Raw genomic sequence first — 18101 nt, 5'->3', positions numbered from 1 at the left:
GGATTCCTATGTTTGATCGCAAACTCACTCTAGACCGTGTTGACCCCGATGTCTGGGCAGCCATTCAGAAAGAAGATACGCGGCAAGAGCAGCATATCGAGCTGATCGCGTCAGAAAACTACGCCAGCCCTGCGGTCATGCAAGCACAGGGGACACAACTCACCAATAAATATGCCGAAGGCTACCCAGGCAAGCGTTACTACGGTGGCTGCGAATATGTGGATATCGTCGAGCAACTCGCGATCGATCGTCTCAAGTCACTGTTCGGTGCCGAGGCGGCGAACGTGCAACCCAACTCTGGCTCCCAGGCCAATCAGGCTGTTTATCTGGCCGTACTCAAGCCCGGCGACTCTGTATTGGGTATGAGTCTGGCAGAGGGCGGCCATTTGACGCACGGCGCATCTGTCAATGCTTCGGGCAAACTCTACAATTTCCATCAGTACGGTCTGGATGCCAACGAGGTCCTGGACTACGACAAGGTGGAGCAGCTCGCCAAAACGCAAAAACCCAAATTGATCGTGGCGGGTGCTTCGGCTTATTCGTTGCGTATGGACTTCGAGCGTCTGGCGCGCATTGCCAAGGACAACGGCGCACTCCTCCTGGTTGATGTGGCCCATTATTCGGGATTGGTGGCAGGCGGTGCCTATCCCAACCCTGTTCCTCACGCTGATTTCGTCACCTCTACGACGCACAAGTCCTTGCGCGGTCCCCGCGGTGGCGTGATCATGATGAAAGCTGAATATGAAAAGGCGATCAACTCCGCTATTTTCCCGGGCATTCAGGGTGGTCCGCTGATGCATGTGATTGCCGCCAAAGCTGTCGCGTTCCGTGAAGCTGCGACGCCTGAGTTCAAGGCTTATGCCGCCCAGGTCGTCAAAAATGCTCAAGTATTGGCCGAGACATTGGTCAAGCGCGGTTTGCGGATCGTCTCTGGCCGAACTGAAAGCCATGTCATGCTGGTCGACCTGCGTGCCAAGGGCATTACGGGCAAGGAAGCCGAAGCTGTTTTGGGCGAAGCACATATCACTGTTAATAAAAATGCGATTCCAAACGACCCGGAAAAGCCCTTTGTGACGAGTGGCATTCGTTTAGGCACACCTGCGATGACGACACGTGGATTCAAAGAAACCGAAGCTCAGCTGACAGGCAATTTGATTGCTGACGTGCTGGACAATCCAAGGGATCCAGCGAACATCGCATCTGTGCGCGAGCGCGTCAATGCGTTGACAGCTGCGTTTCCGGTCTACCGTTAATCTTCGGGCAACGCAGAGCGTTGCCCCGAGTGTTTTGATCAAGGCGACCCTATGAAGTGTCCCTTTTGTGGGCATGCCGATACGCAGGTAGTCGACTCCAGAGGTGCGGATGAGGGTGATTTCATCCGTCGGCGTCGGCGCTGTCCTTCTTGCGATCGACGTTTTACGACTTACGAGCGTGCTGAGCTCGAGATGCCAACGATCGTTAAGCGCAACGGCAGCCGTAATGATTATGAAGCGTCCAAGTTGCGTGCGAGCTTGTCACTTGCGCTACGCAAAAGACCTGTCAGCACTGAAGAGGTCGATGCAGTCGTTGCTCGAATTGAGGAGCGACTCTTGACGAGTGGGCAAAGAGAAGTCTCGACCGAGTTCCTGGGTGAGCTGGTCATGAACGAATTAAAAAAGCTCGACAAGGTTGCTTACGTGCGCTTTGCCTCCGTTTACAAAAGTTTCGAAGACATCGGTGAGTTTGTCGAGGCAATACGCGAAATGCAGGGTCCGCCCGCGCAGCGCAAAACTTGAATATGAAATCTTCCCAGTCTCTCGAATTGCGTAATCCCGACCAAGATGTCTTTTTCATGCGTCAGGCGCTCGCACTCGCAGAGGAGGCGCTTTATGTGCCGTCACCTAATCCGCGAGTGGGTTGCGTGATCGTGCGTAATGCGCAGGTCATTGGTCGTGGCGCCACTCAGGCGGTTGGTTCGCATCACGCCGAGATCATGGCACTGCACGATATGCAGGCACGCGGGTTGAATGCCGAGGGTGCGACGGTCTACATCACACTCGAGCCGTGCAGCCATCATGGCCGCACGCCACCCTGTGTCGATGCCTTGATCATGGCTCGACCCGAACGCGTGGTCTTTGCTCATTTTGATCCCAATCCCCATGTCGCAGGTCGTGGCATGCGTTTATTACGCGAAGCAGGCATCGAGGTGAATGTCGGTGTTTGTGCGGATCTTGCGCTCGCTGTCAATCCGGGTTTTGTTTCTCGTATGACGCGTGGCGTTCCGTATGTATGGATGAAAATCGCCGCCTCGCTCGATGGTCGTACTGCGCTGTCCAATGGCGTATCACAGTGGATCACTGGACTCGAGGCCCGTGCGGATGGCCACCACTGGCGCGCGCGCAGTTGCGTCGTGTTGACTGGCATCGGGACCGTTCGCGCAGATGATCCGCAAATGAACGTCCGACATGTCGCAACAGTTCGTCAACCGCGTCGCGCCGTCATTGATCCCGGGTTTGAAATCAGCGAAGACGCCGCTATTCTGAAGGGCGAAGGCGCGATTATTTTTACGGGTGATCAAAACGCCGAAAAATATGCCCGTCTGACGGATCGCGGCGTGCAGGTCGTGTACGTGCCCGAAGAGTCTGCGCCTGTCGCGGGACGAGTGCGACGACGCGTCGACATGCGCGCCATGATGAAATGGCTTGGCGAGCATGACACCAACGAGGTTCATATCGAGGCGGGCTCCGGGTTGAACGGTGCCTTGCTCAACGCGGATTGTGTCGATGAATTATTGGTCTATCTTGCGCCTGTGTTGCTGGGTGAAGGCATGGGGATGGCGCAATTACCTGCCTTGACCAAGCTCGAGGGCGTGCAGCGCTTTGAATTCACCGATCTCAAGCAGCTCGGTGCCGATGTTCGATTACGGGCGCGTTTGCCCGAACATTGGCGCGAGCTCATGCAAAAAATTCATCTGACCGAATACACCACAGGACAGGCACTTTAATGTTTACAGGAATTGTCGCGGCCGTAGGTCGCATTGAAAAAATTGAGCCTCTCGCAGGCGGTCAGGCCGATGCGGGTGTGCATTTGGTCATTCACGCGGGAGGATTGGATCTGAGCGATGTGGGGCTGGGTGATTCGATCGCGATTCAAGGTGCCTGCATGACGGTGGTGTCCAAGCATGCCGAGGGTTTTGCCGTAGATGTTTCAAGGGAAAGTTTGCGCTTGACGATGGGGCTGGATGTGCCTGGTCCAGTCAATCTGGAAAAGTCCCTGCGCGTGGGCGACCAGATCGGTGGCCATATCGTGTCCGGTCACGTGGATGGTCTGGGCGAGGTCGTCAAGTTCGAACCCGTCGGTGAGTCCTGGGAGCTGATCGTGCAGGCGCCCGCGTCTCTGGGACCATTTTTAGCCTATAAAGGCTCCATCACAGTGAACGGTGTGAGCTTGACGGTGAACCGAGTCGAAGATTTGGCGGGCGGGACGCAGTTCAGTATCAATCTTATCCCCCATACAATCGCTGTCACCACCCTGCAGTACTTGAAGGTTGGTCAGAAGGTTAACCTGGAGGTTGACACCATCGCACGGTATGTCCAAAGGATGCTGTCTTTTCCCCGGTAATGGCATTGATGCCGTTAATGCTAGAATAGCGGGCTTGAAGTAAAACGGACAGGTGGCCGAGTGGTTGAAGGCGCACGCCTGGAAAGCGTGTATACGTTCAAAGCGTATCGGGGGTTCGAATCCCCCTCTGTCCGCCAAATTGTCAAGCCCCTAGTGCATTTGCTGGGGGTTTTGTTTTTGGTTCCCTCAATCGTTCCCTCATGTCGTATTTGATACCGGCCTCAAGTGTTGGCCGTATGCAAAGATTGGCTTATGAGGCGCTCCCCCCCACGGGACTATCAGATACGTACCCCCGGGGTATGAGGACTCCAGTACTAACTGTTTCGCCCGCGGGCTTGGTCAAGCAGCAAGTCAACGACATCAAGATCTAATGCGTTGCCTATGTTGACGAGAACTTCAAGTGAAGGGTTCGCAACTGCTCGCTCAATTTGACTCGCATAAGTGCGATCGATCCCAGTCAGATCCGCCATCGCTTCTTGAGACAAGCCGAGTTCTTTCCGCCGATCACGTACGCGATTAGCAAGAGTTGATTTGATGGATTGGAACTGTCTTTTCACCCGACAACTATCGGTCGATGTGGATTGACAGTCCACGTACTATAGTCTACAAAATGACAATTAGTTCTATGCCTTGAGTAAAAACAAAAGGACTCTGAGTTGAAACCTGTTCACCACATCAAGATCTTTTCAGCACTTCTCGCAATCACATGGGGAATCAGCGGCTGTTCTGTCCCAAACAGCCAGACAGTTTCAGCACGATGGCAAGGCAAAAACATTAGCCAAGCTATTTCTACATATGGCCCGCCAAGTCGAACCGTAAGGTTACCTGACGGCATAACGATATATGTTTGGGAAGAGCAATATGGCTCAGCTAATGCGCCAAGTCGAGCCACGTGTCGGAGAGGTTTGCACGTTAACAGTCAAGGTTTAATTGTTGATGCCTCTCAACTGTCCGAATCATTACTTTGCTCTTAGGCCGGAAAATGAATTGCACCCAGTTCATTTTCAAGGGATTTTTAACTTTTGAATACAGGCCCATGATCTTTGGAACGTAATACTTAAGCGCTTTAATGAAGCGCTGAGTTAATAAATGTTTTAAGAGCGGATCTCGACAGTCTTTTAAATGACTTTAAAGAAACCTGGCACAGGATGCGCGCAGGAGTATGGGTCTTTTTCAAATTGAAAAATGAATACTAAATAGTCACTTAACTTCAGAGGCGAAGATTTAAGAAATCCCCCTTAGCGTGCTGCAGTAATTTTCTATTGTGGTTTAACGAACCATCCGCAACAGCGCAACACCCTTTAAGGATAGAAACTTGAAGGGCTCTACGTCGAGAATAAAGTGAGCTGATGAGCTGATGAGCTGATTAGCAATGGTTATATGAAAGAACAGTGTTTGAAAACTTTCTCAGCAAGAACTTTGTTTACAATTTTTTTCACTTCTTTGGCAACATTTCAAGCGCCAATATAAAAATTAGCCCTGAGAGCAAAAAATTCATCCACTGATTTACTCACAACGCTGTCACGGTGCTGTTTTTATATCCCTTGCACATAGCGATGATTCATTTTTTTGCTTACATCTGGTAACGTGAGGGCAACTCCAGATTAAATATAAATTAGCCACAATTCTTTGAAGACTCCTGCTATCAACAAGAGAGCAAATCCAAGCCAGATGCAAGCAGTACTTGCAACTGAAGATCCCCTATTGATCATTGCACGCCCAGGCTCTGGCAGAACATTCACCCTCGTCGAAAGAATTGTGTACCTAATTACTCACCAAGGTGTAGCTTCGGAATCGCTGACACAGGATTGTCATTTATGAAGCTGATCCGCAATACTGGGACAGACCGAGTTATCGATCTAATCAAGCCGCACCTGGGGCCAGGGAACCAGCTCGAATTAATTACGCCGACGTTTTCGTTATTTGCGTTTGAGCAATTGCGTAGTTCCTTGGTTGATTTGAGTCGCACCCAGTTGATCCTGCCGTCGGACGGAGGGTCGCTCGAGCTTCTGGGTAGCGACGGGGACCGTGCTGCTCGTAACCGGTTGCAGGCTCGTTGGTTGGCCAATCAGTGTTCAAAATGGTTGACTGAAAAAGTAGACATTCGACGTGCGCTCGGGCCGGTGCCGCAAGGTGCGGTGGTGACACGTACTTCTGACGGGAATCCGAAGCAAGTCATTCTAGGGTCACTTGCTTTTAGTACGGCTGGCCTGGGGATTGCTCCAGGGAATCCGTTGAGCTTGATCCAGGCGTCCGAGTCTGGTGAAGAGGCTGTTCAACTCGCGCAGTGGTTTGATATACAGTGGGCGAGCTTAGAAGGCAGTAGCAAGAATTTGGGCAGTGCAATTGAGCCTCTGGTCAAGGATTTGCAAGCCATTGGTGAACATCGTGATCCCTACTCAGTCTATGCCTTGATATTGCACAATCTTTTCCGTGATAACAGTGACGATATGGATGAGGATCAGATCGTCAAATCCGCGACTGGTATCCGGAAAACGGTTGTTTGGAAAAAGCTGTTTAAGTTTCAGCGTGACGGGGTGGTTGGCGCCATTGATAAGCTCAACCGATTTGGAGGTTGCATCATTGCCGACAGCGTTGGTCTAGGAAAAACCTTTGAGGCGCTGGCGATCATCAAATATCACGAACTTCGTAACGATCGTGTTCTTGTACTCGCACCCAAGCGTCTTAGAGATAACTGGACGCTGTATAAGGCAAACGATAAGCGCAATATTCTCGCGGCAGACCGGTTTAACTACGACGTACTAAACCACACCGACCTATCACGAGACGGTGGTACCTCAGGCGATATTGATCTGTCACACGTTAACTGGGGTAACTATGATCTGGTGGTTATCGACGAGTCACACAACTTTCGCAACAAGGCAACGCACAAAGGCAAGGAATCACGCTATGACCGGCTGATGCGTCGCATCATCAAGGAGGGGGTCAAGACCCGAGTGCTAATGCTTTCGGCCACCCCAGTCAATAATCGACTGGCTGATTTACGCAACCAAATAGCCTTTGTCACCGAAGGTGATGACACTGCGTTGGCAGAGCATGGCATCGCCAGTATTGATGCTACTACTCGCAAGGCTCAAGCCCAGTTCAATCGCTGGTTAGCGATAGACGAGTCCGAGAAGACGCCGTCAAAATTGGTTGAAATGCTCGGTTTTGACTATTTCACGCTGCTGGATCATCTGACAATCGCGCGATCTCGGCGACACGTCGAGAAATATTACGGAACCAGTGAAACTGGGCGCTTCCCCGACCGGTTACCTCCCATCAATATCAAAGCAGACGTGGACCTAGCCGGTCAGTTTCGCGCCATCCGTGAAATTAACTTGGAAATTCGCCGCTTAACTTTGGCCAGTTATGCACCGCTGCGTTACGTCCTGCCACACAAGCAGTCGGCCTACGATGAGAAATACAGTATGCAGGTCAGAGGTGGTGAGGGATTTTTTCGCCAAGTAGACCGTGAAGAAAGTCTCATTCACCTGCTGCGCGTCAATGTTCTCAAGCGCATGGAAAGTGCAGTTTCGTCATTTACATTGACCGTGCAAAGGCAGCTTAAAGATGTGGAAGCTACATTGGCGCATATCGAGTCACACAGCAACCAGCTGGAAGAAATTGATATCGCCGATATTGACATAGACGACCCCGCTTTCGAGGCCTTGCTCGTAGGCCGCAAAGTCAAAGTGTTGCTCAGTGATGTAGACCTAATTCGCTGGAAACAGGATCTAATCGAAGACCGTAATAGGCTCGCAACATTGCTCGCGGCCGCAAAACAGGTTGACGCTAGCCGTGACGCAAAACTAGCTGCCCTTCGTCAGATGATCGAAGATAAATGCCATCGTCCTATCAACAGCGGCAATCGGAAAATAATTGTTTTCACCGCCTTCTCGGATACAGCACATTATCTTTATACACAGCTTGCACCCTGGGCGAAAAGCATACTGGGAATCGACGCCGCTTTAGTGACTGGCAGCGCTGGCATACAGACAACTTTGTCTGGTTTGCGTAAGAACATGGGCAGCGTTTTGTCGGCATTTGCACCCCGCGCTAAGGAGCGTCCCGAAGAGCTCGCAGCGGAAGGTGAGATTAATTTGTTGATCGCCACAGATTGTATTTCTGAAGGTCAGAACCTCCAGGATTGTGACTGGTTAATCAACTACGACATTCATTGGAACCCGGTGAGGATCATTCAGCGGTTTGGTCGAATCGACCGAATCGGGTCACCAAACCAGTGTATTCAACTGGTCAATTTTTGGCCCAACATGCAGTTAGAGGAATACATCAACCTCGAGCAGCGGGTAAGCGGCCGGATGGTGCTTCTGGATATTTCGGCGACCGGTGAAGAAAACCTGATTGAGCAGCAATCAGGAAACCCGATGAATGATCTGGAGTATCGCCGAAAGCAACTGCTTAAATTGCAAGATACAGTGATCGACATGGAGGATCTTTCCACGGGGGTCTCGATCACGGATTTAACTCTGACTGATTTCCGCATTGACCTGGCCCAATATGTAAAGGCAAACCCCGGCAAAATCGACGCTCAGCCACTTGGCACCTTTGCTGTTACGACAACCTTGGATGCTGATATCCCACCGGGCATTATTTTTTGTCTCCAGGCTTGTGGCCCTGCTGCTCTCAAAGGCCAAGAGGCCGATTACCCATTAGCGCCTCATTACCTAGTGCATGTTGGCGATGATGGCGCCGTGTTGTTACCTTATCCGCAAGCAAAGCGTGCACTAGATCGACTGAAGCGACTATCGCTAGGACGGGAAGCCCCAGACCTGGGAGCCTGCAATCGATTCGACAGGATGACTAAGCAGGGCGAGGATATGCGTAGTGCTCAAAAGTTGCTTGCTGCAGCAGTGGCCTCGGTTGCAGGCAAAAATGAAGAACGAGCTGTCCAAAGCCTATTCTCGCCCGGCGGTACACATGCGATCAAAGGTGAGTTCGCCGGTAGTAATGATTTTGAGGTGGTGGCATTTATAGCCGTGCTTCCTGATGAGTCGGGACTATCGGAATACGGGTCATGAATACGCAGGATGTTATTGATGCCTTATCTGTTCCTGTCAGTGCTCGAGTGGAGCAGCGCGTCCCAAAGAAGTTATTTATAGAGAATGGCGCACCAACCGCAGCCGATAAACGATTATTAACTGACGCGGTTCAAGAGATTCAATGGGTCGCTGCACTTAAGCCCACCACCATCGGCGTGCCAGAGTATCGGGACCCAGTGCGTGAATATCTTGAAATTACAGTCTTGTCGATCACGTTACGGGGTACCATCAAGATAGCCGGCAAATCCCGTTTGGCCGAGCTGGTCCATCGGGCTGTACCGTATCCACTGCTTTTGTTAATGGTTGACGGTCAAACACTCATGCTATCCGTTGCTCACAAGCGTTGGGCACAGAATGAGGCTGGCAAAGTTGTGCTCGATGATGCCGTAACTAGTGTCTCTCTTCTCGCGGAAGAGTCGGGAAGCGTCACTGATCAAAAACTTGCTGATACGGCTGAGATCGAGGCTGCATTTATTGAGTCAATGGCTGTATCGCGTCAGCCTCAAACTAATTTGCATGAGCTGTATCAAGGTTGGATCGATCGGCTGCTGACTCTTACTGCTGCCCGTCTCACGGGAAGCTACCGTATCCCATTGTCCCGCGAGCAGGCTGTGGCGCGACGGCAGGCGTTGCTTGATTGCGAACGCATCAGCGCCGAGATCAACCGTCTGCAGAAACAGGCTGCGAAAGAAAAGCAACTATCAAGACAGGTTGAATTGAACCTGACGATCAAATGCATAAGAGCTGAGCTTTTCGCCGCGCAACAACAGCTTTGATTCATTCTAGACATGAAATTCGGACATACGAACGATAGATGGAAAAGACAATGAAAAAAATCAGTAAAAGTAGCCCTGAAGCAAAATCAGCGGATCTAGTGGCAGGTAATATTGATCAGTTGAAAGCCTTATTCCCAGAACTGATTACTGAGGGTCCAAATGGGACCTCAGTGAACGTTGATGTTCTCAAAACGCTGGTGGGTGATTTCACTGTTACGGATGCGGACGAGAAATACGGTCTTGCCTGGCATGGCAAAAGGCGAGCGCGTCAGCTAGCACTCACCCCAAGCACAGGTACGTTGCGGCCTTTCCCAGAGGAGAGCGTAGACTGGGAGACTACACAGAACTTGATGATTGAAGGTGACAATCTTGAGGTCCTGAAGCTGTTGCAGAAAAGTTATGCCGGGAAGGTCAAGCTGATCTACATTGATCCCCCGTACAACACGGGCAAGGATTTCGTGTATCCAGATAACTTTCAAGACAACATCAAGAATTATCTTGAGGTGACTGGGCAGGTAGAAGGCGGGCAGAAGGTCAGCAGCAACACAGAGGCCAGTGGGCGGTTTCATACCGACTGGCTCAATATGATGTATCCGAGATTGAAATTAGTGAGAAACCTCATGTGCCCGCTCGGCGCAATTTTTATTTCAATCGACGATAACGAACTAGCAAACCTCAAAGCGATCTGCGACGATATCTTCGGTCAGGAGTGTTACGCAGGATGTGTTGCAAGGGTTACTGGAACCCCTACGGGTGGTGGTTTCCGCGCATTGGTCAATGAGACTGACAACATATTGATCTATCTTCGCCATCCAGACGTTGAAATACATGGAGTTGAATTCACAGACGAAGATGCTGCCATCTATGACAAGGAAGATGCGAACGGCAAATATCTCACGAGGTCGTTACGTCGAACTGGAGGGGAGGATAGGCGTGAGGATCGTCCTAGTATGTACTACGCCTTAACAGCACCCGATGGGCAACAAATTTTTCCGGTATCACCCGCTGGATACGATAGTCGGTGGATTTGCGGGAAAGAGCGATACAAGGAGATGGTTTCAGCCGGACTTATTGAGTGGCAGAAAGTGACTAGGGATGGTCGAGAAGTTTGGCAGGTGTATCAGAAGTTCTATCTCGAAGGAAGACTAAAACAGCCCTCGAACTTGTGGTCAGAGCTCGAAGGCAACAAAAAGGCAACCAGAGAGTTGAAAACGCTTTTTGACGGTGAAAAGGTGTTTAGCTTTCCAAAACCGGTAGGTCTAATTCGTCACATTATCGAAATGGCCGCAAACGACAAGTCCGCGATAATTCTCGATTTCTTTGCAGGTTCCGGAACGACTGCTCATGCGGTTATGTCCCAAAACGCTCTCGACAATGGTAGTCGGCGCTTCATTCTTGCCCAATTGCCGGAGCTGCTTGATCCTACCAATAATGATCAAAAGGCTGCAGCTGATTTTTGCGACAAGCTAGGTAAGCCACGCACGATCGCCGAACTAACCAAAGAACGCCTTCGTCGTGCAGCTGCAAAGGTGAAAGTGGACAATCCATTATTCTCTGGAGATACTGGCTTTCGTGTCTTCAAACTTGACCATTCCAACATTCGCGCGTGGAATCCAAACCCGGCTGACCTGGAGGTTACGCTATTTGAGCACCAGGATCATCTAGTTGAAGGTCGATCTGAAACTGACGTTCTTTACGAATTGCTCTTAAAGCTTGGTCTAGACCTTTGCGTGCCGATTGAGCGGCGAGTCATTGCAGGTTTCAACGTGCATTCCGTAGGCGGTGGTGTGTTAATGGCGTGTTTGAGTCAACAAATTTCTCGGGATGCGGTAGAGTCTTTGGCTCAAGGCATTATTGAGTGGCACAAAGAGTTGACACCAGTTGGTGACACGACTTGTGTATTTCGCGATAGTGCATTCGCTGACGATGTAGCCAAGACCAACCTAGCCGCCATTCTTGAACAGAACGGTATCCAAAATATTCGTAGTTTGTGAGTTCAAAACATGCAGCCTTACGTACCTGACGACTTACCTTTGGACGAGCTCGACTACCGTTCGCTTTTGCCGCTAGTCGGCCAAGCCAATGCGGCTCTAGCCCGCTACGATGGTTTGCTTGCCGCCATTCCCAATCCAGCTGTCATGCTCTCACCACTGACTACTCAGGAAGCCGTACTTTCCTCTCGAATTGAAGGCACACAAGCGACGGTAGATGAAGTGCTAGAGCAAGAAGCCGGCTTGCTTAAAGAGGGCGAAAAGTACAAGGACATACAAGAGATTTCCAATTATCGACAAGCCCTATTCAAAGCACGAGAACAATTGGAGACGTATCCTATCCGACTCGGTTTTGTGCGGGAGCTTCATCGGATTTTGATGGACAGTGTGCGTGGTCAAGACAAAACCCCCGGCGAATTCCGGCGTGATCAAAATTGGATCGGGCGCCAAGGTTGCACATTAGAACAAGCTACGTTTGTGCCGCCGAATCCTGTTCAACTGCCTGATTATCTGGGGGCATGGGAGGAGTACCTCAACGGCGACGACATTGACTTCTTAGTCCAGGCTGCAATCGTTCATGCGCAGTTCGAGTTGCTGCACCCTTTCAAAGACGGGAACGGGCGGATAGGACGAATTTTGATTCCGTTGTTCCTATATCAGAAGCGGGTACTGTCACAGCCCATGTTTTACTTGTCAGAGTACCTAGAGAATCATCGAGATGAGTATTACCAAAGGCTTAAGGCAATCTCGGCTATTCGTGATTGGGACGGTTGGATCGCGTTCTTTTTGCGAGCCATTATTGAGCAGGCGGGTCAGAACATAGCGCGGGTTGAGGCAATAAAGTCTCTGTACGATGAAATGAAGCTTTCCATCCAGGAAACTACGCGCTCGCAATATTCGGTTCATTTGTTGGATGCTATTTTTTTCAAGCCCATTTTTCGCACCTCGGATCTAGCGCACAAACTTGTTACTGACTTCGGTATTCATGAAAAGACCGCGCCAGCATTGCTAAGACAACTACGTGACGCTGGGATCCTGCGAGAGTTGCGCTCGGGGAGCGGCCGCCGCGCTGCCACCCTGTGCTTTCCGAGATTGATCAACCTGGCCGAGGGCCGGGAAATACTATGAAATTTTTAAGGAACGGTTGTACTCCACTAGATTATTTGTGGAGTCCATTTTATGATTTAGACTCCACTAGTCTATTTGTGGAATGCACAAACTCCACAACGGTCTGAAAGACTATCAATAGCGGGACAGCCTCATGAAACTACATTTTGAACCAAACCTTGACCATCAGATGCAGGCCATTGAGGCTGTGTGTGACTTGTTTCGGGGTCAGGAGGTCTGTCGCACTGAATTTACCGTGACGATGAGAGCACCGGTGCATGAAAGCTCAGACCTCTTCCCCGGCACGAAGTCAGAGCAACTGATCTTGGGGATGGCTGAGTCTGACTTAGGGGTTGGCAACCGTTTGACCCTGTTGGATGATGAACTGGAAAAAAATCTTGCCGAAATTCAGTTACGTCATGGCCTTCCACCGTCCGGTAGTTTGGCGTCTGGTGACTTCACGGTTGAGATGGAGACTGGCACAGGTAAGACTTATGTCTACCTGCGCACTATTCTGGAGTTAAACAAGCGTTACGGTTTCACCAAGTTTGTGATTGTGGTGCCGTCAGTCGCGATCAAGGAGGGCGTCTATAAAACCCTTCAGATTACCGAGGATCACTTCAAAGGGCTGTATGCGGGCGTTCCATTCGACTATTTCCTTTATGACTCAAGCAAGCTTGGGCAGGTGCGCAATTTCGCGACTAGCTCCAACATCCAGATTATGGTGGTGACTGTTGGTGCCATCAATAAAAAGGACGTGAACAATCTATACAAGGACAGCGAGAAGACTGGCGGGGAAAAGCCTATCGACTTGATAAAAGCTACCCGACCGATTGTGATTGTGGATGAGCCTCAAAGCGTTGACGGGGGCCTCGATGGGCGGGGTAAAGAGGCTCTAGATGCCATGAACCCACTATGCACACTCCGCTATTCTGCGACGCACGTAAATAAGCACCACATGGTGTATCGCCTCGATGCAGTCGACGCGTATGAGCGTAAGTTGGTCAAGCAGATCGAGGTGGCCTCAGCCACGGTCGAGGATGCGCACAACAAACCTTTCGTTCGGCTAGTTTCTCTTAGCAACAAGCGAGGGACTATCAGCGCTAAGGTCGAGCTAGATGTGCACACGGCTTCTGGTGTGAGGCGACAAGAAATGGTCGCCTCAGATGGTGATGATCTCGAACAGGCTGCTAAGCGCCCCATCTATGCAGATTTTCGGGTTGGTGAAATCAACACTGCCAAGGGTGATGAGTTCATGGAGTTACGTTACCCAGGCGGTGAGGTTTTTCTAAAACCGGGCCAGGCTCATGGCGATGTGGATGCGCTAGCTGTACAACGGCAAATGATTCGTCGCACAATTCGGGAGCATTTGGACAAAGAGAAACGCCTTCGGCCATTAGGCATCAAGGTGTTGTCTTTATTTTTCATTGATGCTGTGGATAAGTACCGTCAGTACGATGCAAACGGTAACTCGGTCAAAGGTGAGTACGCTCATATTTTTGAAGAGGAATATAAAAGGGCCGCGAAGTTGCCGGCGTATCAGTGCCTTTTTGCTGAGATTGACTTGGAAACGGCTGCCGAGCAAGTACACGATGGCTACTTTTCTATAGACAAAAAGGGAGGCTGGACGGATACAGCCGAAAACAATGCTGCCAATCGCGAGAATGCCGAACGCGCGTACAGCCTGATCATGAAGGAGAAAGAAAAGCTGCTCTCCTCTGATACGCCACTGAAATTCATCTTTTCGCATTCTGCGCTAAAGGAAGGCTGGGACAACCCCAATGTTTTCCAAATTTGTACGTTGCGCAATATCCAGACTGAGCGTGAGCGTCGGCAGACCATTGGTCGTGGTTTGCGACTGTGCGTTAATCAACATGGCGAGCGAGTGAGAGGCTTTGAGGTCAATACGTTGACGGTCATTGCTACTGAAAACTACGAACAATTTGCAGAGAACTTGCAGAAAGAAATTGAGGCTGATACCGGCATACGTTTTGGCATTGTCGAACCACATCAATTTGCAGCGATTGCGGTTATAGCACCAGATGGCTATGCGGTGCCATTGGGTGTCGAGCAGTCAAGGGTGTTGTGGGATTATCTGAAGGCAGCAGACTTCATTGACGCTAAAGGCAAGGTGCAGGACAGCTTGAGAACGGCAATTAAAGATGGTGTGCTGAAGCTTCCAGCCGAGTTCGACGGGCAAAGGGGGCAAATTGTCGAGGTGTTACGTAAAGTGTCAGGGCGTCTCGAAATCAAAAATGCCGATGAGCGAAAGCAGGTACCGCTGCGTAAAGGCCAAGATGGCAAAGCCATCTATCTCAGCGACGAGTTCAGACAGCTATGGGATCGCATCAAACAACAGACAACCTATCGTGTGCAGTTTGATAATCCAAAGCTGATCGCTAATTGCATCAGTGCGCTACAAAAAGCCCCCGATATTCCTAAAACACGTCTTCAATGGCGTAAAGCAGACATTGCAATTGGCAAGGCAGGCGTTCTAGCCACAGAAAAAAGTGGTGCATCAACTGTGTTGCTCGAAGAGGCTGATATTGAGTTGCCTGATTTGTTGACAGACTTGCAAGATCGAACACATCTGACTCGCCGTTCGCTAACCAACATCTTGGTTGGGTCCGGAAGGTTAGACGACTTCAAACGTAACCCGCAGCAATTCATAGAGTTGGTTGCCTCAGTGATTAATCGATGCAAACGAATGGCCCTGATCGATGGTATTAAGTATCAGAAACTGGGAGATCAGCACGTCTATGTCCAGGAGCTTTTCGATCAGGAAGAGTTGACTGGCTACGTCAAAAACATGCTGATGGACGCAAAAAAATCCATCTATGAGCATGTGGTGTACGACTCGACAACGGAGCGGGACTTTGCTGATTCGCTTGAAAAGAATGACGCGATTAAGTTGTATGCAAAGTTACCTGGCTGGTTCAAGGTCCAAACCCCATTGGGTAGCTACAACCCAGATTGGGCTGTGTTGGTCGAGGATGACGGGCAACAGCGACTTTATTTTGTGGTTGAAACCAAGAGCAGCCTATTTGTTGATGACCTTCGAGACACGGAAAGTGCAAAGATTGAGTGTGGCAAAGCGCATTTTGAATCATTGGCTGCATCAGAGAACCCAGCTCGGTATGTAGTAGCGCGGTCAATTGGCGACCTTCTGACGGAAGCTGCAAAACGTTGATTGGTTGTGAGTTTCGTACCAAAGGGATGATCTGCACACCAAGCTGTCCCCGAGCCGCTACTGCGAGGTGTCAGCGGCAAAAGACAAGATCGTCCGGATTTAGGACTAACAGACCAAGGACGAGGAGCGCGCCAAGGGCTTCCATCTTGACACTTACTGCCTAGACTCCGGATCAGAGAACTGACTGTTACGGGATTTACTGCGTGAGCAGCATGTGAAGAAGAGTTACTTTACTGGAATGCTGATGCATGGCCAGTCCGATTTCTTCAACCAGTATATCGATTCCTATTCACATGCCGTGCTTAGCTACTACTGTGACTTCATTTTCCTGCGCGACGCGTCGAATGGAAGTCTTAAATATGTCATTGTTGAGGTAATGGCTGAGAATCAGATCGATGATCGCACAGTATTGGCAAAGGCTGAGTTTGCTGGTCAATTACCATTTCAGAGTGGGTTTGATTATCGAATAATTAAATCGAGTCATGCAGATGCAATAAAATTTTTGAGTTATTTTGACAGCTTTAAAGTCGAAGTCAGCCTGAAAAAAACTAATAAATACAAGTACTTGTTGTGCTTTGAATGCGTAACCGAATGAATCACGAAATTTCATCTTGGATCTTTTTTACGCGAGATGGTGCGTCCTATCTAAATCTTGGGGGCGCAGAGTATTGGTTACCTTATGTGTCCCCAGCACTAGTTTTGCATCACGTCGGACCAGCAGCAATAGCACCCCCCTCGGATAGAGACCTCGTATCCATACCAGGGGGGGCGGTTTGAATCCAGAGGTTCATGCTGCTGAGACGCGAGATTTACCCTTAGCTACTTTCCCAATTTTGTTCGATCACGTCAATCGCACGATGAATGTTTTGTTGCGGCGTTGCGGCTCTTCCGAGATATCTGGCGAATGCATCTTCAAAATCAGACGCCAGGTAACACTTCAGAACTTTGCCATTTACTCGTTGATCAACAGGTCTTATGCCATAACGGCGCAGCAGTGATGCAATATCGCTTTGTGTTATGGGTCGCCCCCGCCTGTAATCGACCCAAGGTTTCGTCAGATCGGTAATTAACATCTGTAGCAAGCTGGCAGAGGAAATGCGATCATCATCGTTGAAATCAAAGATCCCAGCAATGTCGGCAAGCAACATCTCAGCCAGGTTGGTCTCATCTAATAGGTTGGGTGGGCTCAGTTCGATGGCTGCCTGAATTGAGTGCTGAAGCCAATCACCACCGCAAAGAGTTGCAATTTGCAAAAGGGGCTCCCAGTTATCTTGCTGTCTGTCATCAAGGGATTCGGGTAAATGTGGAGTGCATATTGATATTGCACCGCTGTTGTCTAAGGAAAATCGAAGTATTTTGCGCCGAATGTCTAGCAAATCAGCCTGGCGCTGACGGAGGTACGCATTGAAGCGCATCACTTTTTCTTCAGGACGCTTTCGTTTCATCGGGATACTTATGCAACGGGAGTAAAGTGCTGGCGGCAAAATCCCGATCGAGAAAATTGCCTTTGCCCCCCAGGTCGGAAACTTGATTGGGTCAGTAAAGTTTGTACCGCCCTGGCGTATGACAAATCCGTCGGGTCGATAACCACTATTCAAAATACCAATCATCTCCTGCCTCTGCATCAGGAAGGTGTCTGCTTCATCGATTAAAAGTGTAGGCTGCTCTTGCTCAATCAGACGGTATAAGGAAGCGGTGCTGATGTTATCCGTTGCACAAGGGCGAGCGACAAGACGATCGAGTATCTGTTTAACGGTGCTCTTCCCGCATTGACGATCAGGAGAATTAATCGACAACACTGGTGATGTATTAATTGTTTGTGGTGAATTGGCGGGCTCTAACAAGTATGTATGTATTATCCAGAGAGCAATCGCTAGTTCTCCGCCAGGAGGCAGTATCACAACTGATCGCAAATGCTCGCAGATTTCAGCTAGTAACTCGTCGCCACTAACTGGATCAGCCCAGGGTTCAATGTCAAAGCGATGTGTATGGTTCATGTTTAAAGTTCCGTGTTGTATGTTGACGTTCAAAATATTATTTGGATGAGTCATTTTTAGCTCCTGCTGATTGGTTGACTTTTCGAGAGGCCATTGATTTCTGAATCGATTTTTTGGTTGTACTGATCCCGCATCCATGAATCGATGTCGCTCTCAAGCCAAACACGTTTTGTGCGGCATAGACGTACCGCTTTGGGAAAGCGTCCATCTGCTTCCCATAGTGCAATAGTTGATTTGCCGAGTGATGTTTGATTAATGACCTGACTCAGTGAGACAAACCTGAGTGGGCCGTTTGAGGTGAGTGTCATTTAAATCTCCGTAAAGTGTTGGCGTCGTTGCCAAGTACAACTCTACGGAGATGAGTGCTGCCTGTAATC

General features: G+C 49.9%; 13 protein-coding genes and 1 tRNA gene. 11 read left to right on the top strand and 3 right to left on the bottom strand.

The window, feature by feature from the left end; all coding sequences use genetic code 11:
- Positions 1-8: 8 nt before the first annotated feature.
- From glyA to QWY30_RS04260, 5 genes are all read left to right on the top strand, one after another.
- Positions 9-1253 carry a serine hydroxymethyltransferase gene (glyA, locus tag QWY30_RS04280; RefSeq protein ID WP_290238489.1) on the top strand — a complete coding sequence of 415 codons (1245 nt, stop codon included), beginning with the start codon at positions 9-11 and terminating at the stop codon, positions 1251-1253.
- 51 nt (positions 1254-1304) lie between these two features.
- Positions 1305-1775 carry a transcriptional regulator NrdR gene (nrdR, locus tag QWY30_RS04275; protein ID WP_290238488.1) on the top strand — a complete coding sequence of 157 codons (471 nt, stop codon included), beginning with the start codon at positions 1305-1307 and terminating at the stop codon, positions 1773-1775.
- Between the two features lie 2 nt (positions 1776-1777).
- Positions 1778-2983 (top strand): bifunctional diaminohydroxyphosphoribosylaminopyrimidine deaminase/5-amino-6-(5-phosphoribosylamino)uracil reductase RibD, encoded by a 1206-nt coding sequence (gene ribD / locus QWY30_RS04270; RefSeq protein WP_290238487.1) that lies wholly within the window; start codon positions 1778-1780, stop codon positions 2981-2983.
- On the top strand, positions 2983-3600 hold the full coding sequence (locus QWY30_RS04265) for a riboflavin synthase (protein ID WP_290238486.1): 618 nt from the start codon (positions 2983-2985) through the stop codon (positions 3598-3600). Before ribD ends, QWY30_RS04265 begins: the two co-directional genes overlap by 1 nt.
- A 46-nt stretch (positions 3601-3646) precedes the next feature.
- Positions 3647-3737 (top strand) — tRNA-Ser (locus QWY30_RS04260).
- A gap of 177 nt (positions 3738-3914) precedes the next feature.
- Here QWY30_RS04260 and QWY30_RS04255 read toward each other — a convergent pair.
- Positions 3915-4157: a helix-turn-helix domain-containing protein gene (locus tag QWY30_RS04255; RefSeq protein ID WP_290238485.1), complete on the bottom strand. Its 243-nt coding sequence runs from the start codon at positions 4155-4157 to the stop codon at positions 3915-3917.
- Between the two features lie 1114 nt (positions 4158-5271).
- Between QWY30_RS04255 and QWY30_RS04250 the strand changes: the two genes are divergently transcribed.
- From QWY30_RS04250 to QWY30_RS04225, 6 genes are all read left to right on the top strand, one after another.
- On the top strand, positions 5272-5421 hold the full coding sequence (locus tag QWY30_RS04250) for a UvrD-helicase domain-containing protein (protein WP_290238484.1): 150 nt from the start codon (positions 5272-5274) through the stop codon (positions 5419-5421).
- Positions 5418-8642, top strand: coding sequence for a helicase-related protein (locus QWY30_RS04245; RefSeq protein WP_290238483.1), 3225 nt, complete (start codon positions 5418-5420; stop codon positions 8640-8642). The genes QWY30_RS04250 and QWY30_RS04245 overlap by 4 nt, the downstream gene beginning before the upstream one ends.
- Complete coding sequence (locus tag QWY30_RS04240; RefSeq protein ID WP_353958794.1) at positions 8639-9439, top strand: DUF4391 domain-containing protein; 801 nt, start codon at positions 8639-8641, stop codon at positions 9437-9439. Before QWY30_RS04245 ends, QWY30_RS04240 begins: the two co-directional genes overlap by 4 nt.
- A 50-nt stretch (positions 9440-9489) precedes the next feature.
- Entirely contained in the window at positions 9490-11433 is a 1944-nt protein-coding gene (locus QWY30_RS04235) for a site-specific DNA-methyltransferase (RefSeq protein ID WP_290238482.1), read from the top strand.
- A 9-nt stretch (positions 11434-11442) separates the two neighbouring features.
- Positions 11443-12558, top strand: a complete 1116-nt coding sequence (locus tag QWY30_RS04230) for a Fic family protein (RefSeq protein ID WP_290238481.1) — start codon at positions 11443-11445, stop codon at positions 12556-12558.
- 133 nt (positions 12559-12691) lie between these two features.
- The gene (locus QWY30_RS04225) at positions 12692-15727 is read left to right on the top strand and encodes a type III restriction-modification system endonuclease (protein ID WP_290238480.1); all 3036 of its coding nucleotides are present in this window, start codon (positions 12692-12694) and stop codon (positions 15725-15727) included.
- Between the two features lie 815 nt (positions 15728-16542).
- Here QWY30_RS04225 and QWY30_RS04220 read toward each other — a convergent pair.
- Complete coding sequence (locus tag QWY30_RS04220) at positions 16543-17778, bottom strand: DUF3631 domain-containing protein (RefSeq protein WP_290238479.1); 1236 nt, start codon at positions 17776-17778, stop codon at positions 16543-16545.
- A 2-nt stretch (positions 17779-17780) separates the two neighbouring features.
- Positions 17781-18032, bottom strand: a complete 252-nt coding sequence (locus QWY30_RS04215) for a helix-turn-helix transcriptional regulator (RefSeq protein WP_290238478.1) — start codon at positions 18030-18032, stop codon at positions 17781-17783.
- Positions 18033-18101: the final 69 nt, after the last annotated feature.

Source organism: Zwartia panacis (genome assembly GCF_030410395.1).
Lineage (GTDB): Bacteria > Pseudomonadota > Gammaproteobacteria > Burkholderiales > Burkholderiaceae_B > Zwartia > Zwartia panacis.
The sequence above is the reverse complement of the archived record's forward strand: the minus strand, read 5'-3'. Positions and strand labels throughout refer to the sequence as shown.

Coding starts and splice junctions, on each gene's coding strand:
- glyA (WP_290238489.1), top strand. CDS start 9: ATGTTTGATCGCAAACTCACTCTAGACCGTGTTGACCCCGATGTCTGG.
- nrdR (WP_290238488.1), top strand. CDS start 1,305: ATGAAGTGTCCCTTTTGTGGGCATGCCGATACGCAGGTAGTCGACTCC.
- ribD (WP_290238487.1), top strand. CDS start 1,778: ATGAAATCTTCCCAGTCTCTCGAATTGCGTAATCCCGACCAAGATGTC.
- QWY30_RS04265 (WP_290238486.1), top strand. CDS start 2,983: ATGTTTACAGGAATTGTCGCGGCCGTAGGTCGCATTGAAAAAATTGAG.
- QWY30_RS04250 (WP_290238484.1), top strand. CDS start 5,272: ATGCAAGCAGTACTTGCAACTGAAGATCCCCTATTGATCATTGCACGC.
- QWY30_RS04245 (WP_290238483.1), top strand. CDS start 5,418: ATGAAGCTGATCCGCAATACTGGGACAGACCGAGTTATCGATCTAATC.
- QWY30_RS04240 (WP_353958794.1), top strand. CDS start 8,639: ATGAATACGCAGGATGTTATTGATGCCTTATCTGTTCCTGTCAGTGCT.
- QWY30_RS04235 (WP_290238482.1), top strand. CDS start 9,490: ATGAAAAAAATCAGTAAAAGTAGCCCTGAAGCAAAATCAGCGGATCTA.
- QWY30_RS04230 (WP_290238481.1), top strand. CDS start 11,443: ATGCAGCCTTACGTACCTGACGACTTACCTTTGGACGAGCTCGACTAC.
- QWY30_RS04225 (WP_290238480.1), top strand. CDS start 12,692: ATGAAACTACATTTTGAACCAAACCTTGACCATCAGATGCAGGCCATT.
- QWY30_RS04220 (WP_290238479.1), bottom strand. CDS start 17,778: ATGACTCATCCAAATAATATTTTGAACGTCAACATACAACACGGAACT.
- QWY30_RS04215 (WP_290238478.1), bottom strand. CDS start 18,032: ATGACACTCACCTCAAACGGCCCACTCAGGTTTGTCTCACTGAGTCAG.